Origin of the sequence: Janthinobacterium sp. HH104 (genome assembly GCF_001758715.1) — a bacterium.
Taxonomy (GTDB): Bacteria; Pseudomonadota; Gammaproteobacteria; order Burkholderiales; family Burkholderiaceae_D; genus Janthinobacterium; species Janthinobacterium aestuarii.
The window spans coordinates 47,903-73,693 of sequence record NZ_LRIB01000030.1 but is presented as its reverse complement, the minus strand read 5'-3'; the positions used below and the strand labels follow the sequence as shown (position 1 = coordinate 73,693).

Annotated in this window: 27 protein-coding genes; 17 read left to right on the top strand and 10 right to left on the bottom strand. The window is 63.2% G+C overall.

What is annotated here, in order from left to right; all coding sequences use genetic code 11:
* Positions 1–12 precede the first annotated feature (12 nt).
* The 9 genes from JAB6_RS12290 (at position 13) to JAB6_RS12250 (ending at position 8,415) form a co-directional block, all read left to right on the top strand.
* Positions 13–741, top strand: coding sequence for a flagellar basal body rod protein FlgF (locus tag JAB6_RS12290; protein ID WP_034757782.1), 729 nt, complete (start codon positions 13–15; stop codon positions 739–741).
* A 32-nt stretch (positions 742–773) separates the two neighbouring features.
* A complete protein-coding gene (gene flgG, locus JAB6_RS12285; protein WP_167468652.1) occupies positions 774–1,562 on the top strand; it encodes a flagellar basal-body rod protein FlgG in 789 nt (262 codons plus the stop codon).
* Positions 1,562–2,236 (top strand): flagellar basal body L-ring protein FlgH, encoded by a 675-nt coding sequence (gene flgH, locus JAB6_RS12280; protein ID WP_034757772.1) that lies wholly within the window; start codon positions 1,562–1,564, stop codon positions 2,234–2,236. Before flgG ends, flgH begins: the two co-directional genes overlap by 1 nt.
* A gap of 9 nt (positions 2,237–2,245) precedes the next feature.
* Complete coding sequence (locus tag JAB6_RS12275; RefSeq protein WP_034757769.1) at positions 2,246–3,358, top strand: flagellar basal body P-ring protein FlgI; 1,113 nt, start codon at positions 2,246–2,248, stop codon at positions 3,356–3,358.
* A complete protein-coding gene (locus tag JAB6_RS12270) occupies positions 3,358–3,750 on the top strand; it encodes a rod-binding protein (protein ID WP_034757766.1) in 393 nt (130 codons plus the stop codon). The genes JAB6_RS12275 and JAB6_RS12270 overlap by 1 nt, the downstream gene beginning before the upstream one ends.
* An 81-nt stretch (positions 3,751–3,831) precedes the next feature.
* On the top strand, positions 3,832–5,193 hold the full coding sequence (gene flgK, locus JAB6_RS12265; protein ID WP_070303084.1) for a flagellar hook-associated protein FlgK: 1,362 nt from the start codon (positions 3,832–3,834) through the stop codon (positions 5,191–5,193).
* 10 nt (positions 5,194–5,203) lie between these two features.
* Positions 5,204–6,115 carry a flagellar hook-associated protein FlgL gene (gene flgL / locus JAB6_RS12260; RefSeq protein WP_070303083.1) on the top strand — a complete coding sequence of 304 codons (912 nt, stop codon included), beginning with the start codon at positions 5,204–5,206 and terminating at the stop codon, positions 6,113–6,115.
* A 5-nt stretch (positions 6,116–6,120) separates the two neighbouring features.
* The gene (locus tag JAB6_RS12255) at positions 6,121–7,164 is read left to right on the top strand and encodes a hypothetical protein (protein ID WP_070303082.1); all 1,044 of its coding nucleotides are present in this window, start codon (positions 6,121–6,123) and stop codon (positions 7,162–7,164) included.
* A 150-nt stretch (positions 7,165–7,314) separates the two neighbouring features.
* On the top strand, positions 7,315–8,415 hold the full coding sequence (locus JAB6_RS12250) for a glycosyltransferase family 9 protein (protein WP_070303081.1): 1,101 nt from the start codon (positions 7,315–7,317) through the stop codon (positions 8,413–8,415).
* On the opposite strand, the gene JAB6_RS12245 is transcribed toward JAB6_RS12250, so the two are convergent.
* Both JAB6_RS12245 and JAB6_RS12240 read right to left on the bottom strand, forming a co-directional pair.
* On the bottom strand, positions 8,400–10,574 hold the full coding sequence (locus tag JAB6_RS12245; RefSeq protein WP_368072922.1) for a putative bifunctional diguanylate cyclase/phosphodiesterase: 2,175 nt from the start codon (positions 10,572–10,574) through the stop codon (positions 8,400–8,402). The genes JAB6_RS12250 and JAB6_RS12245 overlap by 16 nt on opposite strands.
* 108 nt (positions 10,575–10,682) lie before the next feature.
* Complete coding sequence (locus JAB6_RS12240; RefSeq protein ID WP_070303079.1) at positions 10,683–11,132, bottom strand: hypothetical protein; 450 nt, start codon at positions 11,130–11,132, stop codon at positions 10,683–10,685.
* A gap of 182 nt (positions 11,133–11,314) precedes the next feature.
* Here JAB6_RS12240 and JAB6_RS12235 point away from each other — a divergent pair, with 182 nt between their 5' ends.
* Positions 11,315–11,782: a PACE efflux transporter gene (locus tag JAB6_RS12235; protein WP_070303078.1), complete on the top strand. Its 468-nt coding sequence runs from the start codon at positions 11,315–11,317 to the stop codon at positions 11,780–11,782.
* Here the strand turns inward: JAB6_RS12235 and JAB6_RS12230 are convergent.
* The gene (locus tag JAB6_RS12230; RefSeq protein WP_070303077.1) at positions 11,758–12,639 is read right to left on the bottom strand and encodes a LysR family transcriptional regulator; all 882 of its coding nucleotides are present in this window, start codon (positions 12,637–12,639) and stop codon (positions 11,758–11,760) included. The genes JAB6_RS12235 and JAB6_RS12230 overlap by 25 nt on opposite strands.
* 82 nt (positions 12,640–12,721) lie before the next feature.
* Between JAB6_RS12230 and JAB6_RS12225 the strand changes: the two genes are divergently transcribed.
* A complete protein-coding gene (locus tag JAB6_RS12225) occupies positions 12,722–12,925 on the top strand; it encodes a DUF3460 family protein (RefSeq protein WP_070303076.1) in 204 nt (67 codons plus the stop codon).
* 132 nt (positions 12,926–13,057) lie between these two features.
* Here the strand turns inward: JAB6_RS12225 and JAB6_RS12220 are convergent, their stop codons facing one another.
* Positions 13,058–13,774 carry a DUF882 domain-containing protein gene (locus tag JAB6_RS12220; RefSeq protein ID WP_034757736.1) on the bottom strand — a complete coding sequence of 239 codons (717 nt, stop codon included), beginning with the start codon at positions 13,772–13,774 and terminating at the stop codon, positions 13,058–13,060.
* A gap of 132 nt (positions 13,775–13,906) precedes the next feature.
* Entirely contained in the window at positions 13,907–14,743 is an 837-nt protein-coding gene (locus tag JAB6_RS12215) for an EAL domain-containing protein (RefSeq protein WP_070303075.1), read from the bottom strand.
* A 233-nt stretch (positions 14,744–14,976) separates the two neighbouring features.
* Between JAB6_RS12215 and JAB6_RS12210 the strand changes: the two genes are divergently transcribed.
* Positions 14,977–15,789: a class II glutamine amidotransferase gene (locus JAB6_RS12210; RefSeq protein ID WP_083292694.1), complete on the top strand. Its 813-nt coding sequence runs from the start codon at positions 14,977–14,979 to the stop codon at positions 15,787–15,789.
* Between the two features lie 65 nt (positions 15,790–15,854).
* Here JAB6_RS12210 and JAB6_RS12205 read toward each other — a convergent pair whose 3' ends face one another.
* The gene (locus tag JAB6_RS12205; protein WP_034757728.1) at positions 15,855–16,385 is read right to left on the bottom strand and encodes a GNAT family N-acetyltransferase; all 531 of its coding nucleotides are present in this window, start codon (positions 16,383–16,385) and stop codon (positions 15,855–15,857) included.
* Positions 16,386–16,685: 300 nt separating this feature from the next.
* Here JAB6_RS12205 and JAB6_RS12200 point away from each other — a divergent pair, with 300 nt between their 5' ends.
* The gene (locus tag JAB6_RS12200; protein WP_139143371.1) at positions 16,686–17,741 is read left to right on the top strand and encodes a sulfate ABC transporter substrate-binding protein; all 1,056 of its coding nucleotides are present in this window, start codon (positions 16,686–16,688) and stop codon (positions 17,739–17,741) included.
* Between the two features lie 43 nt (positions 17,742–17,784).
* Here JAB6_RS12200 and JAB6_RS12195 read toward each other — a convergent pair whose 3' ends face one another.
* The gene (locus JAB6_RS12195) at positions 17,785–18,930 is read right to left on the bottom strand and encodes a LuxR family transcriptional regulator (protein WP_139143370.1); all 1,146 of its coding nucleotides are present in this window, start codon (positions 18,928–18,930) and stop codon (positions 17,785–17,787) included.
* A 140-nt stretch (positions 18,931–19,070) separates the two neighbouring features.
* On the opposite strand from JAB6_RS12195, the gene JAB6_RS12190 reads away from it, so the two are divergent.
* Both JAB6_RS12190 and JAB6_RS12185 read left to right on the top strand, forming a co-directional pair.
* On the top strand, positions 19,071–20,135 hold the full coding sequence (locus JAB6_RS12190) for a hypothetical protein (RefSeq protein WP_070303073.1): 1,065 nt from the start codon (positions 19,071–19,073) through the stop codon (positions 20,133–20,135).
* Positions 20,136–20,248: 113 nt separating this feature from the next.
* Positions 20,249–20,467: a molybdopterin-binding protein gene (locus JAB6_RS12185; RefSeq protein ID WP_034757699.1), complete on the top strand. Its 219-nt coding sequence runs from the start codon at positions 20,249–20,251 to the stop codon at positions 20,465–20,467.
* Between the two features lie 30 nt (positions 20,468–20,497).
* Here JAB6_RS12185 and JAB6_RS12180 read toward each other — a convergent pair whose 3' ends face one another.
* Together JAB6_RS12180 and JAB6_RS12175 are read right to left on the bottom strand one after the other, a co-directional pair.
* Positions 20,498–21,247 carry a LytTR family DNA-binding domain-containing protein gene (locus JAB6_RS12180; RefSeq protein WP_034757697.1) on the bottom strand — a complete coding sequence of 250 codons (750 nt, stop codon included), beginning with the start codon at positions 21,245–21,247 and terminating at the stop codon, positions 20,498–20,500.
* The gene (locus JAB6_RS12175; protein WP_070303072.1) at positions 21,244–22,503 is read right to left on the bottom strand and encodes a sensor histidine kinase; all 1,260 of its coding nucleotides are present in this window, start codon (positions 22,501–22,503) and stop codon (positions 21,244–21,246) included. The genes JAB6_RS12180 and JAB6_RS12175 overlap by 4 nt, the downstream gene beginning before the upstream one ends.
* 416 nt (positions 22,504–22,919) lie before the next feature.
* Here JAB6_RS12175 and JAB6_RS12170 point away from each other — a divergent pair, with 416 nt between their 5' ends.
* Positions 22,920–23,798 carry a serine hydrolase gene (locus JAB6_RS12170; RefSeq protein WP_034758101.1) on the top strand — a complete coding sequence of 293 codons (879 nt, stop codon included), beginning with the start codon at positions 22,920–22,922 and terminating at the stop codon, positions 23,796–23,798.
* A gap of 46 nt (positions 23,799–23,844) precedes the next feature.
* On the opposite strand, the gene JAB6_RS12165 is transcribed toward JAB6_RS12170, so the two are convergent.
* Complete coding sequence (locus JAB6_RS12165; RefSeq protein ID WP_070303071.1) at positions 23,845–24,777, bottom strand: DMT family transporter; 933 nt, start codon at positions 24,775–24,777, stop codon at positions 23,845–23,847.
* Positions 24,778–24,886: 109 nt separating this feature from the next.
* Here JAB6_RS12165 and JAB6_RS12160 point away from each other — a divergent pair, with 109 nt between their 5' ends.
* The gene (locus JAB6_RS12160; protein WP_034757691.1) at positions 24,887–25,786 is read left to right on the top strand and encodes a LysR family transcriptional regulator; all 900 of its coding nucleotides are present in this window, start codon (positions 24,887–24,889) and stop codon (positions 25,784–25,786) included.
* Positions 25,787–25,791 lie beyond the last annotated feature (5 nt).

Here is a 25,791-nt window from a genome sequence, read left to right as displayed (position 1 = left end):
AGGTAAAGAGCAATGGATGCGCTGATTTATACCGCCATGAGCGGGGCCGACCGTGCCCTGCGGGCACAGCAGGTACACGCCAACAACCTGGCCAATATCGAGACGGGCGGCTTTCGCGCCAACCTGGAAGTGTCCACTGCCCAGCCGCTGCAAAACGGCTATGGCTACGACGACCGCCACATGACGCAGACGCAGTCGAGCGCCATCGGCACGCGCACGGGCGCCATCAAGGAAACCGGGCGCGAACTCGACGTGGCCGTCACGGGCCCCGGCTTTCTCGCGGTGCAATGGCAAAACGGCGAAGCCTACACGCGCGCCGGCGCCATGGACCTCGATGAAACGGGCGCGCTGACCATCAACGGCCGGCCCGTGCTGGGCGAAGGCGGACCCATCACGATTCCCGAGCACACCAGCCTGTCGATCGGCGGCGATGGCACGATTTCCATCCAGGTGCCGGGCACCGCGCAAATGCAGACCGTCGACAAGCTCAAGCTGGTCAATGCGGAATCGGGCGAGCTGACGAAGAACGAAGCGGGCCTGATCGTGGCGCGCAGCGGCGAAGACTTGCAGGCCGACCCGGCGGTACGCATCCGCGACCGCCACCTGGAAGGCAGCAACGTCTCTGCCGTCGAGGAAATGGTCGCCACCATGAGCCTGAACCGCAGTTTCGAGATGCAGATGAAAATTTTCAAGGCCAGCGACGCGATGACTGAATCCGGCAACCGCCTGCTGGGCGCCTAAGCCCAACGCCAACCAATTACCAGGAGTAAATCATGAATCCAGCAATGTGGATCAGCAAGACCGGCGTGCAGGCACAAGATGCCAAACTGCAAGCCATCGCGAATAACCTGGCCAACGTCAATACCGTTGGCTTCAAGCGCGACCGCGTCGTCTTCGAAGACCTGTTTTACCAGGTCGAGCAGCAGCCGGGCACGCAGCGCGCCGACAATACCCTCTCGCCATCGGGCGTACAGCTGGGTAACGGTACCCACATGGTGGGCACGCAAAAGGTGTTTACCACCGGCAGCCTGCAAACGACGAGCCGCGAATTCGACGTCGCCATCACCGGCAACGGCTTTTTGCAAGTGCTGCGCCCGAACGGCGAAGCGGCCTACACGCGCGCCGGCCAGCTGGGCATCAATGAAAACGGCGTGATGGTCAACGCCCAGGGCTTGCCCCTGGTGCCGCAGATCACCGTGCCGAACAATGCCACGGCGATCACCATCGGCGAAAACGGCATGGTCACGGCCACCGTGCCGGGCAATGTCGCCGGTACCGAACTGGGCCAGTTGAACCTTTCCAGCTTCGTCAACCCGACGGGCCTGCTGGCACTCGGTGAAAACCTGTTCCAGGAAACGGCATCGAGCGGCACGCCGACGGAAGGCCGTCCCGGCGAAGGCGCCCTGGGCAAGCTGAAACAGTTCGCGCTGGAAGGCTCGAACGTGCAGGTGGTCGAAGAGATGGTCGACATGATCGCTGCCCAGCGCACCTATGAAATGAACACCAAGGTGCTGTCGGCCGCCGACAATATGCTGCAATACCTGGCGCAAGCGGCACGCTGATGACAGCCGCAATGAAAGCCACGGCCGCCATGCTGCTGGTGTTGATGGCCGGTTGCGCCAGCCAGCCTATGGCGCCGCTGGCGCCCAGCTTTTCCGATACGCCGCTGCCCGTGGCGCCGCGCAGCGCTGCGCAAGGCGGCGTGAGCGGCGGCGTCTTCAATCCCGACGCGGGCTTGGCCCTGACTTCCGACAGCCGCGCCTTCCGCGTCGGCGACGTCGTCACGGTGGCGCTGCAGGAAACCACGCAGGCCAGCAAGAAGGCCGGCACCTCGTTTAACAAGGGCTCGTCCGTCGGCGTGCAGGCGGCCAACATCCTCGGCAAGACCTTCCCCAAGACGGGCATCGACCTGTCGGCCGACCGCAATTTCGCCGGCGACTCGACCAGCACGCAGCAAAACGCGCTGTCCGGCGCCATCACCGTGATCGTGCAGGAAGTGCTGCCGAACGGCTTGCTGCGCGTGCAAGGCGAGAAAACCCTGACCCTGAACCAGGGCGAGGAATTCGTGCGTCTGCGCGGCTATCTGCGCGCGGCCGATATCGATTCGAACAACCAGGTGTCATCGTTGCGCATCGCCAATGCGCAGATCGCCTATTCCGGCCAGGGCACCCTGGCCGAAGCCAACAAACCAGGCTGGCTGACGCGCTTCTTCGTCGGCCCATGGATGCCGTTTTAAGGTGAGCTCATGAAATTTCGTTCCGCCCTGCCCCTGGCAGCCATGCTCGCTGCGCTGTCCGGCTTTGCCCTGCCCGCCAGCGCCGCGCAAGTGCTGCGCAACCTGGTCAGCATCGAGGGCGTGCGCGACAACCCGCTGGTCGGCTACGGTCTCGTCGTGGGCCTGAACGGCAGCGGCGACACCACCCAGGTAAAATTTTCCAGCCAGTCCGTGGTCAACATGCTCAAGCAGTTCGGCGTGAAGATGCCGGACGGCGCCGAATCGAAAAGCAAGAACGTCGCCACCGTCATGGTCAGCGCCGTGTTTCCCCCAGGATACCGCCGTGGCCAGGCCATCGACGTCACCGTCTCGTCCCTGGGCGATGCGAAAAGCTTGCGCGGCGGCACCTTGTTGCTGACGCAATTGCGCGCGGCCGATAATGAAACGTATGCGCTGGCGCAAGGCAACGTCGTCGTCGGCGGCTTGAACGCCACCGGCAAGAGCGGCTCGTCCGTCACCGTCAACACGCCCACCTCGGGCCGCATTCCGAACGGCGCCAACATCGAGCGCGAAATCCTCAGCGATTTTTCGACCAAGCCGACCGTCACCCTGAACTTGCGCCACCCGCATTTCGAGACGGCCATCAATATCGTCGAAGCCGTCAACCGCCGCTTTGGCGCCGTCGCCACCACGCGCGACGCCACCAGCGTGGAAGTGCTGGCGCCGGAAAACCCGACCCAGCGCGTGGCCTTCATGGCCAAGCTGGAAGCGCTCTCCGTCGATGTCGGCGTCGATACGCCGAAAGTGGTGTTCAATTCGCGCACCGGCACCGTGGTCATCGCCGAAGGCTTGCGCGTAAAAGCGGCCGCCGTCACGCACGGCTCGCTGAAAGTGGTCATTTCCGAAAGCTCGGCAGTGAGCCAGCCGGCGCCGTTCGGCCGCGGCCAGACCACCGTCACGCCGCAATCGAAGGTGTCCGTCGACCAGGGCAACGGCAATATGTTCAAATGGCCGGCCGGCGCCAAGCTGCAGGCCATCATCGACGTCGTCAACAGCCTGGGCGCTTCGCCCGACGACATCATGGCAATTCTGCAAGCCCTGGACCAAGCCGGGGCCATCGAAGGCGAACTGGTGGTTATCTGATGCTTAATATCAACGACAGCAGCAGCGCCCTGCCTTCGGCGCTCGACGACAAGTCCCCTGCCGCCGCCACGCCGGCCGATCCCCGCTATGCGGCCAAGGCCACCGAGGCGGCCGTCAAGTTCGAAGCCTTCTTCATCTCGCACATGCTGCGCCAGATGCGTTCGGGCACGCGCGAGATGGCGGGCGAAGACAGCGTCTTCAAGGATCCCGTCAACAGCGACATGCTGGAAATGGCCGACAATCTGGTGGCCGACAAAATGGCCGGCCAGCGCGCCTTCGGCATCGCCGACGCCATCCTGCGCCAACTGCTGCCGGCGGCCGGCGCCCCCGTGGCAGCCAAAAGCGCCGTCAAGACCGACAATATTGCAGCGCCGCTTAATAAATCCGTCTGAAGCGTCGCCTGTACAAGGTAATATCGATTCAATGCCTGCCCACCCGCACGCGCCACACTCTTCACGAAAGAAACTTGCCCAATGAGCATCATCAGCAATGCATTGTCAGGCAGCATCGCCGCCCAGGCCGCACTCAATGCGGCCAGCCAGAACATCGCCAACCTGCAAACGGCGGGCTACACGCGCCAGGGCGTACTGTTGTCCTCGCTTGGCGCAGGCGTGGGCGTGCGCTCGGCCGGCAATGGCGTGGAAGTGTCGGCCCTGCTGCGCTTTGCCGATGCTTATAAAAGCCAGCAAATGTGGCGCGCCGCGTCCGACCAGGGCGCCCGTTCGCAGACCCAGCCTTATCTGACCCAGCTCGAGCGCGTGATGGGCGACGATGCGTCGAGCATCAGCAATGGCATCGACGGCTTTTTCGCCGCCCTCAACGCCTCGGCCGTCGACCCGACGTCGACGCCGCTGCGCCAGCAGATCGTCACCTCCGCCGACGCCATGGCGCAGCGCTTCAACAGCATCAGCACCGTCATGGGCAACCAGCTGCTGTCGTTGCAGCAGCAACGGGCAGCGATCGTGCCGCAAGCCAATACCGCGCTGGCCAATATCGCCGCGCTGAACCAGCGTATCAGCACCTCCACGGCCGCGGGCACGAATGTGTCGTCGCTGATGGATGCGCGCGACCAGCTGATCGATGGCCTGGCCGCGCAAATGGGCATCGAGGTGCTCGACCAGCCGGACGGGTCGCGCAATGTCTCGCTGAAATCGGGCCAGCCGCTGGTCATCGGCAGCATGGCAGGTACCCTAAGCAGCAATATGACGAACACGGGCGAGCAAACCCTGAGCCTCGATTTCGCCAAGTCCTCGTACAAGCTCGACCCGGTCACCATCGGCGGCCAGATGGGCGGCCTGGGCGAGTTCGAGCAAAATACCCTGAAACCGCTGCAGCAGTCGCTGCAAGACATGGCGACCCAGTTGACCAACAAGGTCAACGCGCAGCTGGCACTGGGAAAAACCATGGCTGGCACGCCGGGCGGTCCCCTGCTGGCCTACGCGAATGGCAAGCTGAGCATTACCCCCGGCTTCAACGCCAAGGACCTGGCCCTGTCGCTGACGGGCCAGGCCGGCGATAGCGGCAACTTGCAAAAATTGATCGAGATCAAGAATCAACCGATCACTGTCAGCTGGGTCGGTTCCGTCCTGATGAGCGACGCGGACACGCAGCTGGTCGGCAAGCTCGGTATCTACAGCCAGCAGAACCAGGCCCTGCTGAAGACGGCCAATACGGTGCGCTCGCAAGCGATCGACGACTGGAAATCCACCAGCGGCGTAAACAAGGACGAAGAAGCGATGAGCCTGGTCGAATTCCAGAATATGTATCAGGCAAACATGAAAGTCATTTCCGTGGCGAATAGCCTGTTTGACGCCACTTTGCAAATGATGGGTTAAGGAGAAGATCATGCGTGTCGCCAGTAGCCAGTACCAATCGCTGATCAATATTTCGCTTCAGCAAAACCAGGAACGCATCAACTTCCTGACCCAGCAGATGTCGTCGGGCCTGCGCATCCAGCTGCCATCGGACGATCCGATCGGCAACGTGCGCATTTCGCGCCTGACGCGCGAGCAAGCCATGGTCACCCAGTACCAGGACAATATCGCCACGGTAAAAGTGCGCCTGCTGAAGAACGAAAACTACCTGTCGAGCATGGTTACCGACATGGGCCAGGCGCGCGACCTGCTGGTGTGGGCCGCCGACGGCAGCAATACGCCCGGCGACTTGAACGCGATGACGCAATCGCTGACAGCCATGCGTGACAGCGTGCTGTACACGGCCAACCTGAAGGACCAGGAAGGCCGCTACATGTTTTCCGGCACCGCCACCGACCAGCCTGCGATCAAATACGACCCGGCGGCAGCCGTCGGTTCGCGCTACAGCTACGTCGGCAATACCGACACGCAGACCGTCGTGGTCGGCAATGGCGTGACGCAGGCGGCCAACGTCGACGTGAAGAACCTGGAAGTGTGGCTCAACAAGATCGACCAGGTCGTCACCACCCTCGGCACACCGGGCGTCAACCCGAACGACCCGGCCGTGCGCGCCATCGTCAACGATGGCCTCGGCGGCACCGACGATGGCATGGATTTGCTCTCCGGCAAGATCGCTATTTTCGGCGGCGCGCAAAACATCCTCACCACGCTGTCGGGCAACCTGTCGAATGTTTCGCTGTCGAACAATTCGGCCCTGCTGGACCTGAAAAAGACCGACATGGGCGCGGCGGCCATCGAACTGACCGGCTACCAGACGGCCTTGCAGGCAACATACAAGGCATACGCCAAGGTGGGCACCCTTTCCCTGTTTGATCTTCTCTGACCATCATGCAAATCGTTCAGACCTCCTCCTCTTCCGGCGTCAATGCCAAAGGCGCCGGCACAGCCCGCGTCGTCGATGACGCATCCGCCGCCATCAACGGCAGCGCCAGTGCGCGCAGCGAGGCGCCAGCGGCGAAGAGGTCGACGGCGAGCCTGCAGCGGGGCCTGAGCAACTGGGATCACCAGCTGCAGGGGGAGATTTCCAACGCGCAGCAAACACTCGACTACCTAGAACGCAGCAGCAGCCAGCTGCAAGCGCTGAAAAGCGAACTGGCAGCCAAGCTGGCCGCGCGCCAGGGTCGCGAAGGGCAAGTCGAGGCAAGAGTACGCCAGTTCAGCAATACCTGGCGCCAGCGCGCCAGCGCCTCGGGCGGCACGCTCGACGCACAGCTCGGCTATACGAGCCCGCAGGCGGCGCAGCAGAACTTCAGCATCCGCGGCCTGACCATGGCCAGCCTGCAGGAAGGCCCGCAGGAAGTGCTGGCGTTTTCCGTCGGCGGCGCGAACCAGGCCTTGCGTTCGGTCAATATCGAACCTGGCCTGAGCGCGAATGAAATCGTCTCGCGCTTCGACCGTGCCTTGATGCCATCAGGCATCGGTGTCAAGCTGGGCGAGAATGGCGAACTGGTGTTCAGCACATCGGAAGCGGCCTGGGCCAACGTGCGCGACAGCCTGTCCGTGCGCGGCAGCGGCATCCGCTACCCGACCGGCCAGATGAGCCGCGTGCGCACGGATGCGGAACCGGCCGCCATCGCCCCGGAAGAATGGAATACGGGCGACGTGGAAGCCCTGCGCGCCACCTTGCAGCAAGTGGTGCAGGCGCTGGCGCAGTTGCAGGCGGCGCGCAGCTCCGTCAGCCTGGCCCTGGCGCAAGCGACGGGACGGGTTGCCCGCGCGCAACCGGTGCAAGTGAACGTCAGCATGGATACCCTGGCGGAAAACTTCACGCAAAAGGCCAGCGAACCTGGCTATGAATCGCTGCTGGCGATCAGCTCGGCATTGGTCGGCATCAGCCGCGAGCGCGTTGTCGCCCTGCTGGGCCTGGAATAACCGCTTCCCGTGCGTGCGCCGCCCTGGCGCACGCGGCAATAAAAGGGGCATGCCCCCTAGCTCAGGACGGTGGAAATCCGTAAGATGCTGCTGTCGCTTGCCGATTCACCACTACGCCGGCGCATTTCGTCATCCACCTCCGGAGTTCCCTTGATAAAAACCGCCGCCCGGCTGATCAGCTACGCCCTGCTGGGAAAATCCGGCAAGCAGCCCCTCGACATCGCCAAGGTGCGCAAGGTGCTGATTTTGCGCAACGACAAGATCGGCGACATGATCGTCACGTCGGCCCTGCTGCGCGAGCTGAAGAAAAACTATCCGCACTGGCAGATCGACGTGGCCGCCAGCAGCGCCAACCGCGATGTCATCGCCGGCAACCCGCATGTGAATGAGATCCTCATCTGGGACAAGCAGCCGCTGCTGCGCGACTTGCGCACTACCATCGCCGACCTGCGCCGGCGCCGCTACGACGTCATCTTCAACCCCTACAACCGCTTTTCGATTCCCTTGCTGCTGCGTATCAAATGGCTCGGTGCGCGCTACCTGACGGGCTTTGCCATTCCCAAGTACGGCACCTCGACGGCGAAGCTGGGCATGTTCGACCATACGGTGCCGTGCGACCGCAGCCGCCACATCCTGCACAGCTTTTTCGCCACGTTCGAGGAGTTTGGCCTGCGCGACATCGATATGCGCTATGAACTGTTCGGCGTGGACGCGCACGCGGCACGGGTCGACGCCGCCTGCGACAGCCTGCTGCGCACGCATGAAGGCTTGTTCTGCCTCAACTTCCAGGGCAGCAATAGGCAACGCACGGTCAGCGTGGCCGATGCACAGCGCTGCTGCGCCGCCCTGGCGGCACGCTATCCGCGCCATGCGCTGCTGGTGATCGCCGCGCCGGGCACCGAGGCGCGCGCCGCCGAGATCGTGCGCGGCGCCGGCCATGCCAACGTGATGAACGCGCCGCCCACCGGCCACATCCTGGAACTGGCGGCCCTGATACGCCGCTGCGACCTGGTGCTGTCGCCCGACACGTCGGTGATCCACATCGCCTCGGCGTATGACAAGAAAATCGTCGGCTACTACATCCGCACCGACAACTACCGCTGGTTTTACCCGGCCAGCCGCCATTACCGCGTCATCCTGGCCCCAGGCCTGACCCTGGCCTCGGTCAGCGATGCCGAGACCCTGGCCGCCGTGGAAGACCTGATGGAAGGCGCCGGCCCGGCGCAGGAGACAGTTCAGGCCGCCGGCTGAGACGCCAGCAGGCGGTCCATCTGCCCCACCGGCAGCGCGCGCGAAAAGAAATACCCCTGCGCATAGTCGCAGCCGGCGGCACGCAGCAGATCGCGCTGCGACGCCGTCTCCACGCCCTCGGCCACGACTTTCAAGCCCAGGCGCTGCGCCAGGGCAATGATCGCTTCGCACAGGCCCTGCCCCGCGCCATCGCCTCCCAGTTCGCCGACCAGCGAGCGGTCGATCTTGAGAAAGTCGATATCGGCCTTCTGGATGCACGCGAGCGACACCTGGCCGCTGCCGAAATCGTCAAGCGCCAGCGCCAGGCCCATGGCGCGGAACTGGCGCAGCCGGTCAACCACCTGGCGCGCTTCGTCGAGCAGCACCGCTTCCGTTGTTTCGATGACGATGGCGCCCGGCGCCAGGCCGTGGCGCGCCAGATGCCCGCCCCAGTCCTGGTACAGCGCGGCGTCGCAGCGAAATTCCACGGCCGACTTGTTGATGCTGATCTGGAACGCGGTGCCATGCTCGTCTTGCCACTGCCGCGCCTGGCGCACAACCTGGCGAAACACCCACTCGCCGATATCGATGATCAGGCCGTTCGCCTCGGCAAAGCCGATGAAATCGGCCGGTGCCAGCAAGCCGCGCAGCGGATGGCGCCAGCGCAGCAGCGCCTCGGCCCGTTCGATGCTGCCATCGCACAGGCGGATGATGGGCTGGTAATGCACTTCGAACTGATCCTGCGCCAGCGCCAGGCGCATCTCGCGCACCGTGCTGCGGCGCAATTCGGCCGCCTGCTGCAATGCCGGTGTGAAATAACTGTAGCCATTGCGCCCCGCACTCTTGGCCGCATACATGGCCTGGTCGGCGTGCCGCAGCAAGGTGTCCGGCGACTCGGCGTCGGCCGGATACAGGGCCACGCCCACGCTGGCCGACACTTGCGCCGTGTCGCCGTCGAGCACGAACGGCAGGGCCAGCGCGGCCGTCAGTTCCTGCAGCACGCGCTCGATGCCGCCCAGCTGTCCCACGCCGGCGAGGATGACGGTGAACTCGTCGCCGCCCAGGCGCGCGACCGTATCGGTAGCGCGCACGCGTTCGCTGATGCGCCGCGCCGCCTGGCGCAGCAGCATGTCGCCCTTCTCGTGGCCGAGGCGGTCATTCACCTGCTTGAAATGGTCGAGGTCGATGAACAGCAGGGCCAGGCAAGCGCCCTCGCGTTTGGCATGGGCCGCCTCGTGCTGCAAGCGGTCGAGAAACATGTGGCGGTTCGGCAAGCCCGTCAGCTGGTCGAAATTGGCTTGCCGCCAGATGCGCTCGGACGCGGCGCGCTGCGCCGTGATGTCGCTGACCAGCGCCAGCGCCCCCAGGTAGGTGCCGCTGGAGTCGAAGATGGGATTGGTGGCCAGGGTGGCCCACAAGGTGCTGCCGTCGCGCCGCAGGAACTTGAATTCGTGGCGCTCGACGATGCCGTCCTGGCGCCGCGCGATGTTGCGCTCGAGGATGGCGCGCCCCTCCTCATCCATGAAGGCCGCCAGCGGCTGGCCCAGCATATCCTCGATCTGGCAATCGAGCATGTGCGCCATCTTCGGATTGACAAAGCTGGTCAGCGCCTGCGCATCGATTTCCCAGATGCCCTCTTCGGCGCTGTGCACGATGCGCCGGAAGCGCTCTTCGCTGCGTTCGAGCGCGGCCAGCTTGCCCTCGGCCTGCTCGAGCACCAGCCGCAGCGCCTGGCCGTTCGGATCGGCGCTGCCCAGCAGGCTGACGGGCAAGCCCGCCTCGCGCACGCCGGGACGCGGCGGGGGCAGCTGCACCTGCAGCTGGATGCGCTCGGGCTCGCTGCTATTGAGCACGCGCTCCACGAACTGTTCGTAATCGCGGCGGAACGCCTCGTGCACAAAAGAACGGAACAGCACGTGGCCGGGACGCCCGCGCGCCAGGCCGAACAGTTCGGCCGCCACCAGGTTGACCTGCAGGATCACGCCATCGAGGCCCAGCACGAAATAGGCGACGGGCGCCAGCAGGTATAAATCGTTGAAATACGCTTGTTCGCGTTCGGCCTTCATCCGTTCCGGACTGAAGACGCCATCGTCAAGCAGGGGCGCGACGTGCCGCGGCACGCCGTCGTGGCCGGGCGGGGAGGAATCCAGAGCAGGTACCGCTTGCGGTGGTGTATCCATGGCTGTCCTTGGCACGGCCGCCCTGAAAAACAGGTGGGTGCAGTAGCGAGACTAGCACGCGCCACGCGCAGTGTCGAGCCATGGATGCCGTTTCTGCAACAGGGCCGCTCAGCGGCCCATGCCCATACGGTGCCGGCGCAAGCCGAAATCATGGCCGACCACCAGCAAGGTGCTGGCCACCAGGCTCGACAGCCCCACGATCAGCTGGATCAGCTTATCGTCGGGCAAGACCCACAAGGACGAGTCCGGCGCCTCGCAGCCCGTGGCCGCGCTGATCAGCGGCGACACCCAGGCCGCGTCCGGCGTCACGTCGAGCACGACGGCGCCGTCGGCGCTCGTCTGCATATAGATATCGCCCCCTTCGGCCAGGGTAAAGCAGATACCCACGCCCGTTTCCGTGGCGCGGATATTGTCCTGCATGCTGCGGTTATGTTCCTCGATCCACACTTCCACGTCGTATGGCGTTTCCAGGTGCTCCCATGGACGGGGACGGAAACGGGGACGTTCTTCCGCGCTAGCGGGGGTATCGGGGATATTGCTGTCTGCTGCGCCTTGCATGCTCGTTGACCTTTTCTGCGGTGATGCGGCGGGACCGGTTGCCCGCCAGCCGCCATTATCCACCGTTCGCGGCGCGCATAGTATTACCCTGCTCAACCAATCAGAAAAACTGACAGCTATCGACTTTAAAGATCAACATACCTGACTTAAAATGGCTGCCATCTCTTCTTTACAGGCTTTACATGCAAGGCATCAAACGCAAAATCGTCTACGTCACCGCCTTTGAAATCATAGGCATGGCCATTTCCACGGCCTGGCTGACCCTGCTTTCGGGCGAATCGCCCACCAGCACGGGACCGCTGGCGATCATGATCACCACCATCGCAGTGATCTGGAACCTGCTCTACAACACGGCGTTCGAATACTGGGAAATCCGCCAGGTATCGCGCACGCGCACGGTCTGGCGCCGCATCCTGCATGCGATCGGCTTCCAGATCACCCTGGTCATCTACCTGATCCCGCTGATCGCCTGGTGGCTCGACATCAGCCTGTGGCAAGCGTTCGTGCTCGATTTCGCGCTGATGCTGATCATCCCGTGCTACAGCTTCATCTTCAACTATTTCTTCGACGGCTTGTTCGGCGTGCCCCTGTCGGCGCAGCAGCCGAAGGAAGAGCCGGCCGACATTCAGGCCGCTTCGCTGAGCAACTGAAGAAAGGACCGCGCCGCCATGCCCAGCGGCCGGTCCTTCATCCACACGAGGTGGATGGGCACGACGAGGCCATTGCCCGTGTTCTTGAATGCCACGCAGCGCACCCGCCCTGCCGCCAGCGAATCCTGGATGGCCGAGGCGGCAAAGTTGCCCCAGCCCAGTCCCGCTTCCACCATCGCCAGCGCCACCGGCAAACTGTCCGTGCGCCAGTAGGACAGCCCCACCACAGGGCGCGCATCGGCCAGGTCGAGTTCGCGGCTGGCCACGATGATCTGGCGCAAGTTCACCAATTCTTCGATATACAGGGGCCGGCCCGCCGCGTCGGGCGGATGCTGGGTGGAGATAATCGCCAGCAAGGCATCGCTGCCCACCAGCTGGAACTGTTCTTCGTGATTGATACGCCCGCCAGCAAAAGCCATGCAGGCGCTGATGCGGCCCCGGTGCAGCATGTCGAGCACATCGTCCTGCGGCGCCGTCAGCACTTCGATGTCGAGCAGCGGATGGCGCTGCGACAGCGCGCGCACGGCGGCCAGGAAGGGCGTATGGTCGAGCTCGGCTGCGATGCCCAGCGAAATGCGGCTTTCCAATCCCTGCGACAATTCCTGCACGTGCAGGTGCAACTGCTTCAACTGCTCGGCGATCAGGCGCGCGTGGGGAAGCAGCGCCATGGCGGCCGGCGTGGGCACGGCTTCGCGCGCGCCCCGGTCGAACAGGGCGATACCCAGTTCCGCCTCGATATTGGCCATCGCCATGCTGACAGCCGATGGCGCACGCCGCAAGGTACGCGCGGCGGCCGAGAACGAACCGCCATCGACGACGGCCAGGAACAGTTCGATGTTGTGGCTGGACAGTTTCATGGGGAATATGGAAAGTGCGGTGGAAAGTGCGGCACTTTTGCGCGCAAGGGCGGTCAAAAGGAAAAACCATGGGAGGACGCGCATGCGCCATCGACTACCGTACCGCCGCAGCGGCTATGTCTCGGACTTTACCCGCTTTATCGACGGCTATCTGCAGACGCACCCGGAAGTACTGGAAAACCAGCGGCGCGGCTGGCGCATCTGGTGGGAGCGCCCCGCCAAGCTGCGCGAACTGGAACTGATCCACGCCGACAGCGTGCCGGAGCCGCCCTACCACTACGACTAAAAACGCCTGACCAAACCTACTGCGCGGTGCGCCTTGCGGCCTGCGATGCTCGCCGTACCTTCGTACGGCTGCGCGTCTCGGCCACAAATCACTACCGCTCGCGACGGTTTTGTCAGGTGTTTAATCTTTCGTTTAACCTTTCCAGACGCGCTGGAGGCCCGTATCCGCATGGATCCAGCCGCCGCGCGGGCCATTGCGGTAATAAAAGCCCACGCCGCCCTGCTTGAAGCTGCGCACGAGCGAACCGAGCACTTCCGCGTTCAGATTCGCCACGCGGATGTCGGCGGCGCGGCCCGAGATGTGCAGCGACTGGCGCGCGGCCGGCACGCCCGCTTCGCGCAGGCGGCTGTTCGACTCGGCCGTGCGGTAGCCCGACAGGATCTCCAGCGGCTGCTCGATGCCGTAGCGGGCCACGAACGCTTGCGTGCCCCACAGGGTTTCCAGCAGTTTCGGGTCGATCGGCGCCGTCTTCTTGCCGTTCACGTCGCGCAGCAAGTGGCACAGTTCCTGGTAAGCCGAATCGATGACTTCGCCATCTTTCCAGTACAGCAGCTTGGCCTTTTCATTGCTGGCCGGGCGCACCACTTCCAGGGTGCGGGGCTTGAGCCAGAATTCCAGGTCCAGCGCCTGCGCGTCGAAGATGTCGGGCGGCGGTTCCATCTCGGTGATGGCCTGGCGCGACTGCGACGTGATCGAGCGGTCGACGCTGGCCAGTTGCGTCGGCTGGGGCGGCACGGCCGTGCGCGGTGCGCGCGGCTTGGCGCTGGCCGAAGCCGAGGCCGGAGCGGCCGTGCGCGAGGCGCAGCCGATGAGAGGAGTGGCTACCAGGCCCAGCGCGGCCAGGCCCATACCGTGATGTAGAAAATTTCTGCGCGATGCCATAGTCAGTCCAATTTAACGATGGGAATACTATAGCGTATTGTGCTGCGAAGAAAAACCCTCAATGCCTATCGTGTCACCCTCATTTTGGTATTGGGTGCCCTATGCGGCGGCCGCGCTGGCCGCCACGTGGCGGCTTGCCTGCGCCAGCGCCGTCAACGGCTTGTCCAATAAATATCCCTGGGCCACGATGGGCAAGCCCGTGATGGCGGCGACCCGCTGCAGCGCGGCCAGCGCCGGCGGCGTGTCGAGGCGCTTGAAAATGACGCGGATCTTCGCCGCATGGCACAGAGTGACGAAGCTGGCGACGGCCTGCTCGTCGCTGAGATTGCCCGCGTCGAGCTTGAACGCATGCGGGTGCAAGCGCTCCAGCATGCCGGTCGCCTCCTGCACGCTGGCCACATTGATGGCCAGGCGGAAACCGTTGCGCCGGTAATTATCGGCCACGTAATTGAGCAGCCAACCCTGGTTAGTCGTGACCGTCGGCAATTGCAGCACGATGCGCTCGATGGGCAAGCCCAGCGCGTCGAGGATGCGCTGGAAAGCGTGGCCGTGATTGCTGCTGACGGCGCTCAGCAGGCGGTCATGCACGTTCAGGTACAGGTCCGACTGCTCCGCTTCGCCCTGGCGGAAGAAATTGATCGCGTGCAGCATGCGGCACAACCGGTCCAGCTCCACGGATTCATCGTCGCTGGCCGCGTGGTCGAGCAAGCGCCACAGCGACAAGCCCTCGTCCGCCTTCGACACGCTGCGCGCCAGCCCTTCGAACGCCACCAGCTTGCCGCTGTCCAGTTCGCGCAGCGGCTGGAAGGCGCTCGTCATGGTGCAATTGAAAAAGCGCCCCAGCGCCCTGCCCTCCCCGTCGAGCCAGACGCTGGTGCCGGCCTGGGTTTGGTGCGACAGGCGGGCCAGGTAATTTTTCAGGACGGGAAATGGCATACGTGCTCCTTCATCGGGCTGCGCCAGCTGCCCTCGTGGGGGAGGACGGCGCCAAAGTGTGCAGAGTAAGGCAGCGCCAAGCAAAGGAGAACGAATGGTTTCGCCATTTGATATGCGCCCAGCACATAAGGATTGCGACGGCCAGCGCATAACGATAGTCGGAAACATTCGTTCCCGCCCCCGGCGCCCGCCTTTACTGTGGACATGTACCGATACCATCAGGAAGGGCCGCCATGTGCCAGTTACTCGCAATGAACAGCAGCAAACCGGCCGCGCTGGGATTTTCCTTTGCCGGCTTTGCCGAGCGGGGCGGACGCACGGACGAGCACCGCGACGGCTGGGGTATCGCTTATCATTCCAGTAGCGGCTGCACTTTGCTGACGGATCACCTGGCCGCCATCGATTCGCCGCTGGCGGCCCAGGTACAGCAGCATCCCATGAAGGCGAAAAACATCGTCGCGCACATCCGCAAGGCTACGCAGGGCCGCATCGCGCCGGAAAACACCCACCCGTTCGCCCGCGAACTGTGGGGCAAGACCTGGTCGTTCGCCCACAATGGCGACTTGAAAACGTGGCGCGCGCCCGCCAATGCGCACTACCGCGCCAGCGGCGACACGGACAGCGAGCAGGCGTTTTGCCACCTGCTGGCCAGCCTGCGCACGCGCTTTCCCGCTGGCGAACCCGCGCGCGCCGACTTGCGCACCGCCATCGCCGAGGTCGCCACGGACATCGCCGCGCACGGCTGCTTCAATTTCATCCTGTCGGACGGCGAGCTGCTGTTTGCCCACTGTTCCACGCATTTGCACTATGTGATACGCGAATACCCGTTTTCCGTAGCGCAACTGATCGACTGCGAGCGCAGCATCGACTTTCGCCAGCACAACCATCTGGACGACCGCATCGCCGTCATCGCCACGCATCCGCTGACGCAAAACGAGGACTGGCTGGCCTTCGCGCCCGGCGAACTGAAACTGTTTGCCGGCGGCACCTTGCTACCGGCAAACGATCGCGCGCAACCAGGCGTGTATATCCAGATCAGTTATTGAGGGGAACTATTCAAAGGAAGGAAAGGCCCGCCGCCGGATGGGCGGGCTGAAGGACAAGCTAGCCGTCAGGCCGAATTGCAGTTGCAAAAGCGCTTGCGCTTGGGATCCCCACTGGCAATGCCTGCGGGATCAATCTGTTTCCAGCAAAAAATCGTTTCCACGCCATATGGCGAACGCACATTGCCCGCCTCGACATAGCCCCGCTTGACGAAAAAGGCCTGGCTGCTGGCAGTGCTGTGCAGCTGCAGGGCCTTGATGCCCCACTCGCGCGCCTGCGCTTCCAGCTGCTCCACCAGCGCCTTGCCCGCGCCGCGGCCTTGCGCCTCGGGCAGCAGGTAGCACAGGGCCAGCTTGCCGGCGCGCGTCAGCAAGCCGACGCCGACCACGGCGCCCGCCTCGACTGCGACCAGCGAAAAATTGGTGGGCGACGCGAACCAGCACGCCACCATCTGCGGTGTTTTATTGCCCAGCCAGGCTTCCAGGATGGCCGGATCGTCCCGATGATCGAGGCTGCAGCATTCGACGATGGAGCGTCGTAATACGTTGCACGCCTCGAAAGCGTCGGTCGATGTTGCAATACGAATTTCAAGACTCATGTACGCTCACAAAATATTCCAGTTGCCGATGCAGGCGGTTTACCCCTGTATCGTGCGATTCGACTATACACCAAGCGGCGCAATCGGGTTTTTTGCCGCACGCCACAGACCGGTTTTGCCTATGGCGCCATGCCTGCAGACTAAGTGCTGGTGCGCGCCTTGCCCACGAATGTTTCCAAAAATCGATATCTGTTTTTTAGCGTAAACGGGAATCAAATCTAAGCATATTACGAAAAATTCGTTTCTTTTCCGGCCGGAATTTTAGACTATGTCTATCTATTCTCACAACAAGAGTTCAACATGACCCATTCCAACGCCGTATTGACCACCGCAGCGACGCTCACCCAACGCTCGCGCCGCTGGTTCCTGGCCAGCGCCCTGGCCGCGTCCGCTGCCGCCATGAGCCTGCCCATGGCGGCCAGCGCCGCCGAACCCGTGGTCTTGCTGAACGCCTCGTACGACGTGATGCGCGAACTGTTCAAGGATGTGAATCCCGCGTTTATTGCTGACTGGAAAGCCAAAACGGGTGAAACCATCACCATTAAGCAATCGCACGGCGGCTCGAGCAAGCAGGCGCGCTCCGTCGCCGATGGCCTGGAAGCGTCAGTCGTGACCATGAACCAGGCCAATGACATCGATATCCTCGTCGACCGCGGCCTCGTGGTGGCCGACTGGGCCAAGAAATTCCCGAACAATGCGGCGCCGTTTTATTCGACCATGGTGTACCTGGTGCGCAAAGGCAACCCGAAACGCGTCAAGGATTGGGACGACCTGGCCAAGCCCGGCATCAAGGTCATCGTGCCGAACCCGAAAACCTCGGGCAATGGCCGCTACACCTACCTGGCGGCATGGGGCTATGCCGTGAAAAAAGGCGGCAGCGAAGCGCAGGCGCGCGACCTCGTTACCAAGCTGTTCAAGAACGTACCCGTGCTGGACGGCGGCGGCCGCGGCGCCACGACCACCTTCACGCAGCGTGAAATCGGCGACGTGCTGGTGACGTTTGAAAATGAAGTACAACTGGTGCGCGCCGAATTCGGCGACAACTTCGAAGTGGTGTATCCAAGCATCTCCATCCTGGCAGAGTCCCCGGTGGCCGTCGTCGACAAGGTCGTCGACCGCCGCGGCATCCGCAAGGAAGCCACGGCCTACCTGCAATACCTGTACTCGGAACCCGGCCAGGAACTGGTCGCCAAGCACTATCTGCGCCCCCGTTCGGCAGCAGTCGCCAAGAAATACGCGGCCAGCTTCAAGCCGATCACGCTGTTCACCATCGATGACGTGTTTGGCGGCTGGAAACAAGCGCAAAAGAAACACTTTGACGATGGCGGCGAGTTCGACAAGATTTATCAGAAGTAATCTTCGCCGAACCAGCACAAAACCGGGACATGTCCCGGTTTTTTTATGGCTGCGCGCCAGCATGCCACTCTAACGCGCTGAACAGGCTGGCGATCTCGCTGCTGCGGTGCGTGCCTGTCTTGGCCAGGATGGCCTGGATCTGGCTGCGTACGGTACTGATGCACACGCCCTGGCGCTGCGCGTACTCGGCTGGCTCCATGCCGTCGGCCAAGGCCAGCGCCAGCGACCACTCCGCGCCCGTCAAGCCGCATGGCCGCTCGGCCGCGCCGGGCCAATGCCGCCGCCCGCTCCTGAACAGTGGCCGCAAGGACAGCATGGCCAGGCTGGCGCCCTCCCCGTCTGCCGGGCCGATACGCACGGGCAGCGGCAGGATGCCGATTTCCAGCGCCGGCCGGCCGTCTGCGTCACTCGCATACAAGGGAGCGGGACGGTGGCACGCCAGTCCGACGCAAGCCTGCCGTACGCGCTGCGCCAGTTGCTGTTGCAGCTGGCTCACGCGCACAGCCACCTTACCGCCATGCAAGGTGATCACGGAGGCGAGCGGCGACGTCGCGGCCAGCAAGCGCTGCGCCGCCAGGTTCATGAAAACCAGCCGCAGGCAGGCATCGGCCAGCAAGATGGCGCGCGGCAAGGCGTCGAGCGCCTCCCAGGCCAGCGCGCCATGCGCCTGGGCTTGCTGCGCCGTATCGCGCAGGCAAAAAACATTCGGCAGATGGTCAAGCACGCGCTGCAGCTGGCCGCGCGTGTTCCCGTCATACGGACCCTGGCCCGCGGCGCGGTGCGCGGACAGGATGGTGAGCGCGCCGTTGTCGCGCACGACGCCGCTGCACGAATAGCGCACGCCCGCGCGCAAATAGAAATCCTGGAAATACTCGCTGCGCGCCACGGCCTGCTCGCTGAAATAATCCTGCATCAGATGCATGCGCCCGGGCGGCCCGCGCGTGAGCACTGCATAGCCGGGATCAAGCGCGTGATAGTAGCGCCGGTAGCCGTCTTCCCAGGCGCTTTGGTCCAGCCCGGTCACATAGCCGCGCGACGGTACCGCGCCCGTTTCCGCCTTCAGGAAACAGCAAGCCACATCGCCGCCCGCCAGCCGGGCGAACGCGCGCATGGCCACGCTCCACTGCAACGGTTCCAATGCCGCCCGGTAAAAGGCGGCGATGACCGGATCGGCGCCGTCTGTATTCACGCCCCCTCCCAATAGCGCCACATCCTTCATATGAAGGATGTGCACGCGCACCAAGGCAGGCACCATGTTGTCAATGGCGGCGGCCTGCGGCGGCGGCGCCAGCCGATCAATGCAAGCATCAACGTTCAAGGAGCGACATCATGCCTACCATACCTACCAGTGTTTCCGACAGGACCGCGCCGGCTCGCCTCACCCCTACCTCCTGGCGCCTGGCCGTGAGCAGCGCCGTAATGCTGTCGCTCTCGGCGTGCGCCAATTTCAACACCATTGATCGTACTACGGCACTACCCAAGCAGGCCACTGCGATACATCTGGATGCGCCGCAACGCCTGGCATATGCCGATGCCGAAGGTGTCATTTGTGCCGAGCCCACCCCTGACGCATTGCAAGCCTATATTTCATCGCTGGGCGCATCCGTCAGCTCCGCCAACAACGCAGCTTCGGTATCGAATGCGTTGCAGGCCAATTCGCAAAGTGTCGGCCTGCATTCGCAATCGATCACCTTGATGCGCGAACATCTGTTCCGTATCTGTGCGTTTGCACAAAACAATTGGCTGTCCGACGGCGATGTCATGATGCTGATGGCACGCTCGCAAGATCTCACACTAGGTGTATTGGCCATCGAACAATTAACCGGTGCGATGATTCCGCGCAAGACAAGCAATATGCCAATGACAGATACGGAGGCCAGCAAACAATTGCAAAGCAAACTCGAACAGGCAAAACTTGACCTCAACGACAAAAAGACAACACTCACGCACTTGAGGGACCCCGCAGCTGAACCAGGCAAAAGTACCGGCGATCAGCATGACAAGGGGGCGCTCCAGGAAGATCAGACAAAGGACGGCAAGAACAGTTCCGCGCCGGCTGATGTCGTTGCCGCGCGAGCGGCTGTGGTATCCGCACAGGAAAAGGTAGCGTCACTGGAGCGGCAAGTCGAAGCGAGCAAGGTGGGGGCCAGGTTTGTGACCGTGGCAGACGAGAACGGCAATCAACTTTCTCCAGAAGCAGCCGAGCATATCTCCAGGGCCACGCAACATATCGTCGACCAGATCTTGCAGAAAAATCATTTGACTGACATGTGCATCAATATGCTCAACCGTTTCAGTCGCAACAAGGATGTGCCCAAAAAATATGAAGACATGATGGAGCGATGCGACCTGGTCCTCAAGAACGCGATAGAGCAGCTACCAGCTGCCTTCTGATGCACACCTTTCCGCATATCGATATGCGCATCGATTCGTGGTCAAAAGCGTGCGCTGGCCGTACTCTGGCCTTGTCGCGCCGCATGGCGTATTACGGGCACAAAGGAAATATCATGGCTATCTCGGAAGTGAATGTACGCAACCAGTTTCGCGGCAAGATCAAGGAAATCATCTTTGGCCCCGTGGTCTCGGAAGTGGACGTGGAAACGCCGCACGGCATCGTCACGTCGGTGATCACCTCGCGCTCGATCAAGGACCTGGACTTGAAGGTGGGCAGCGAAGTCATCGCGCTGGTCAAATCGACGGAAGTGTCGATCGCCAAGATCCAGTAAGCGCCCGGCGTTTGCCTTGCCAGCTAGTCGCTAATCGCGGAACAGATACGTAAACGTGCGGCTGACGGGCAGCTTTTCCGTGCTGCCGCGCACCAGCACCTGCATGCGCTCGGCATCGATGCGTTCAGCCGCCTCGATGGCTTTCACGTTGACCATGGTGCCGCGGTGGATTTGCCAGAACTGTTCCGGATCGAGGCCGCCCAGCAAATCCTTCAATGGCGTGCGCACCAGCGCTTCCGAACCGGCCAGCACGACGCGCGTGTACTTGGTGTCGGCCTGGAAGAACAGCACGTCGTCGATGTCGATCAGGCGGATCTGCTTGCCCACGCTGGCCTTGATCCATTTCAACTTGTCGCGCGGCGGCGCCGGCAAGGCCGCACGCAGCGACTGCAGTAAATTGGCCATGTCGGCAGGCTGGGCGCCGAGCTTGTCGCGCAGCCGGGCCAACGCCCGCTGCAAGCGCTCGGCCTGCACGGGTTTGAGCAGGTAGTCGACGGCGCCCGCGTCGAACGCGTCGACGGCGTACTGGTCGTAGGCCGTGACGAACACCACGTGGGCGCGCTTGCCGATGCGCTCGGCCACTTCCAGGCCCGACAGGCCCGGCATGCGGATGTCGAGAAAGACCACGTCCGGCTCATGCTCGAGGAAACCGTCCCAGGCATCGTTGCCGTTTTCCGCCACCAGCACGACGTGCGCTTCGGGCCAGGCTTGCGCCAGCAGCATTTGCAGGCGCTCGCGCATCAGGGGTTCGTCTTCGGCGATCAGGATGGTGGGATTCATGCGGCAGGGTCTTTCAGGCTCGATGCAATTTTGATGGGCAGCAATATTTCAGCGGTCGCGCCGCCCTCCTCGCCGTCGTGCAGGCTCAGGCTGGCGGACGGATCGGACAGCAATAGCCGGCTGCGCACGTTTTCCAGGCCCAGTCCGCCGCCCTGTGCGCTGTCGGCGCCGCTGGCAGGCAAACCCATGCCCGTATCCTGCACGCGCAGGCGCAGCATGCCGTCCACCCGCAGCGCCGACAGGCGGATCTCGCCGCCGCGCAACGACGGTTCAATACCGTGTTTGATGGCGTTTTCCGCCAGGGTCAGCAAGATCATGCTGGGTATCGTCGCGTGCGCAAACTCGGCCGGCAAGTCCAGCGCATAGCGCAGGCGCGAGCCCATGCGTGCCTGCATCACGCGCAAATACGCAGCCACCATGTCGAACTCGCTTTGCAAGGGCACTTGCTCGCTGCGCATCTCCGCCAGGCTGGCGCGCAGGAAGGCGATCAGGTCGGCCGTCAATGCCGCGGCCTTGCCGGCGCCTTGCGCGCCCTGCTCGGCCAGCTGCTGCACGGCGCCCAGGGTATTGAACAGGAAATGCGGCTCGATCTGCGCGCGCAGCAGGCGCAGCTGCGACTCGCTCAGTTCGCGCGCCAGACGGTCGCGCTCGGCATCCTGCTGCAGTTGCAGGGTCAGCGCTTCGTACTGCCGGTTGCGCCAGGTGGTCACGATCGCCAGCGGCACCATGTAAAACAGGCAAGCCACGAGCAAGGCCGTGCCGCCCACGCGCAGCAAACGCTCGAAGGCCATGTCCATGGAACCGGTATCGCTGAGGCCGGCCATCAGCACGCCAACGGCCACGCCGGCCACGCAGGTCGACACGATCAGCAAGAGTTTCTTGAGCTTGTTGCGCACGGAACTGCGGTAATTGAACCAGACGCCCACCAGGCCCCACGCCAGCGCAAACCCCAGGCCGTTGCTGAAGACCAGGGCCTTGAGCAATTCGAACTTGGCTGGCAGCAGCAAGTGCAGTGCGACGCCGATGGCGCTGAACAACAGCATCAGCTTGAAAGCGGCGATGTAAAAACCGGCGCCGCGGTACTTGAGCAGGAAATCGTGCAACTGCTGGCGCTCGATCGGCGTCAGCTTGACCAGCTTCATGGCGATGTAGCGGCGCATCCGTCCCTGGACCTGCTCCGCCATCTCTGGGTGTTTCAGCACCAGCAGCGATTCCTCATCGACACTGCGGTACCAGTCCGTATATTTTTTTAACACGATGCGTTCTCCGTGGTCTGTGATTCAGGCATGAACGCAGTCTACGGCGCCCCTGTTGCAGGGCATAGCGCGGGGCGACGAAGCACGAAGCGGCAGGCATCAACGACGAAGCGTGCGGCGCCTGCCTGGCCCTCGTCATCAATATTGCTCAAATCATACGAAGTTTCCAAGGTGAAATCAATAATTGCGTAACAATTTTCACTACGGCAAGAATAGCCGTTTTTATTTGCCAAATTGGCCGCAACGCCGCCTGTTACGGGCCTGTACCGTAGACATCGCTTGATCTTTAATGGTATTGTCTAAGCTTGGCAAATATTGCCTCCGAGATACACGCCGCGTCCCCGCGCGACCCCGTTCCGGATTTGCGCGCAGCGCCCACGATGGCGCCCCAAAACTGCTTTTCCACATACAATCCCATGCTCAAAAAAATGTTCGCCGCGGTGCTGATGACGCTTTCGACAGCGGCCATCGCCGTGCCCTTCGGTTCCCAGTCGATACTGGTGGTCGAAGACGGTACAGGCAAAGTCTTGCTTGAAAAAAACTCCAACGTGGTGGTGCCCATCGCCTCGCTGACCAAACTCATGACAGCCATGGTCGTGCTCGACTCCAAGGCGAACATGGAGGAAGAGATCAGCATCGACCGCGAGGACGTCGATACACTGAAGCACAGCACCTCGCGTGTGCCCGTGGGCGCCACCCTGAGCCGCCACGACGTGCTGCAACTGGCGCTGATGTCGTCCGACAACCGCGCCGCCGCCTCGCTGGCGCGCACCTTCCCCGGCGGCCCGACGGCGTTTGCCGTGGCCGTCAACGCCAAGATCAAGGCCCTGGGCATGCGCCAGACCGTGATCGAAGAACCGACGGGCTTGTCGCCGAACAACCAGTCGACGGCGGCCGACCTCGTCAAGATGGCCGTGGCCGCCTCGCGCTACCCGGAAATCAGCCGCATCACCACGGATTCGAAGGACGTCATCCAGATCAAGGGCCGCGACGTGGAATACCACAACACGAACCGCCTGGTGGGCGCCAAGGGCTGGGATATCGGCCTATCGAAAACGGGCTACACGAATGAAGCGGGCCGCTGCCTGATCATGCGCATCAAGTCGGCCGGCAAGTTCGCCACGATGATCCTGCTCAACGCGCGCGCCAATTCCGTGCGCGCCATGGACGCCGTCAACATCCGCCGCATGCTGGCGGCCGAGAACGGCATCGAAGAGCCGAAGGTGATGCGTGCCTCGGTCAGCCGGCATAAAAAAGCGCCGGCGAAGCCGTCGAAGCGCCGCCGCGCCCGTTAAGCACGGCTGAATGCTGGGGTCAGACCCGACGGGTCTGACCCCAGAACTATTTCGCTTGCCGGTTGGTCATGATGACGCCGGCAATCGTTACCGCCCCGCCCACCAGCATCGAGGCAAGCACCGGCTCGCCCAGCAACACCGCCGCCAGCACGATGCCGAACACGGGCACGAGGTTGTTGAACACGGCCGTGCGCGACGGCCCCAGCGCTTTGACGCCCTCGTAATACCAGACAAAGCCGATCACCGTGCCGAACACGCCCAGGTAGCCAATGGCGGCCCACACTTGCCAGCCGAAGCTGTGCCATGGCACGCTCGGAAATTCCACGGCCGCCCCCACCAGCAAAAAGGCCAGGCCCCACATCGATGCATACGTGGTGGCGGCGATCGGCGACAAGCCCTTCAGCGCGACCCGGCCGATCAGGGTATAGGCGGCCCAGCTGGAAATGCCGCAAAACATGAACACTTCGCCCATGCCGATGCCGCCGCCCGTGCCGTGCAGCACGCCGGCAAGGTCGCCGCGCGTGATGACGATCGCCGTGCCGCAGAACGCCAGCATGATGCCCAGCCACTTGAACGATCCGAGCCGTTCGCGGAACAGCATGGCCGAGGCCAGCGCCGTGACGATGGGGTTCAGCGCGACAAATAAAGCCGTGCGCCCCGCCGGCATGCGCGACAGCGCGGCCAGGAAGCACAGGTTGTACAGAAAGATGCCCGTCAGGCCCAGGGCCGCCGTCGTCATCAGCTGCTTGCGGTCCAGGCGCGGCAAGCCCCCTTCCAGTTTCCAGGCCAGCACAAGCAGCAGCAGCACGGCCACGCCGAAACGTCCGCTGGCGGCCGTCATGGGTGGCATCTGCTGCGCCAGCACGCGCCCCGCGATAAAGGTACCGCCCCAGAACAGGGCGACGAAAATCAGTTTCAGGTAGACGAGCGGCGATTGCACGGAAGGCAAGGCGGCGGAAGGTATGGCGGTAGTGCGCATGGAAAGTCCTATGATGTCGCTTGTGCAGCGGATGCTGCAGATATATATTAATACTAATATCAACTCATGAAATAATGAGCGAATACTCATACATCAAAGAAACCACACCATGACCTTCACGCAACTGGAAATTTTTACCTTGGTGGCTGAACTGCACGGCTTTTCCGCCGCCGCCGCACAGCTAGGCATCAGCCAGTCGGCCGTCTCGCATGCCTTGAAGGCGCTGGAAAAGGAGATGGGCGTGGACCTGATCGTGCGCCACCAGGCCTCGGCCGAGCTGACCGACGTGGGCCGCCAGCTGCTGGTGCGCGCGCGCGAAATCCTCGGGCTATCCGAAGCCATGCGCCAGGAAGCGGCCGACGTGCTGGGCCAGCGCCAGGGCAGCCTGCGCATCGGCTCATTCGGCCCGACGTCGTCCTTGAATCTGCTGCCGGCCATCACGGCGCAATTCCGCCTGCGCTATCCGGGCATCGACCTGCGCATCGACGAAGGCGCCGACCATGAAGTGGTGCAGTGGATACGCGAGCGGCGGGTCGACGTGGGCTTCGTCGTGCTGCCCGACGAACGTTTCGATACGGCGCCGCTGGTGGAAGACCAGATGATGGCGCTGGTGCCGCGCAGCCATGCGCTGTCCAGCGAAACGTCCATCACCCTGGCCCAATTGTGCGAAGGGCCGTTCATCATGTCCGAGGCGGGCTGCGCCTGCCTGATCGAGCCGCTGTTCGCCAACGCGGGCCTGCAGCCGCAGGTGCCCTACCGCATCAGCCAGGTGATCACCATTCTCGACATGGTCAGCCGCGGCGACGGCCTGTCCATCGTCGCCGAACTGGCCCTGCCCCAGCGGCTGCGCGAGCAGTATCCGGAGCTGGTCGCCCTGCCCTTGAATCCCCCCGTCAGCCGCAAGGTGGGCCTGGCCGTGCGCGACCGGCGTCAGAACACGCCGGCCACCAACGCTTTTTTCGACGTGGCGAAACAGATGGCGCCGACCCTGGCGCCACGGCGCGCTTGAACGCT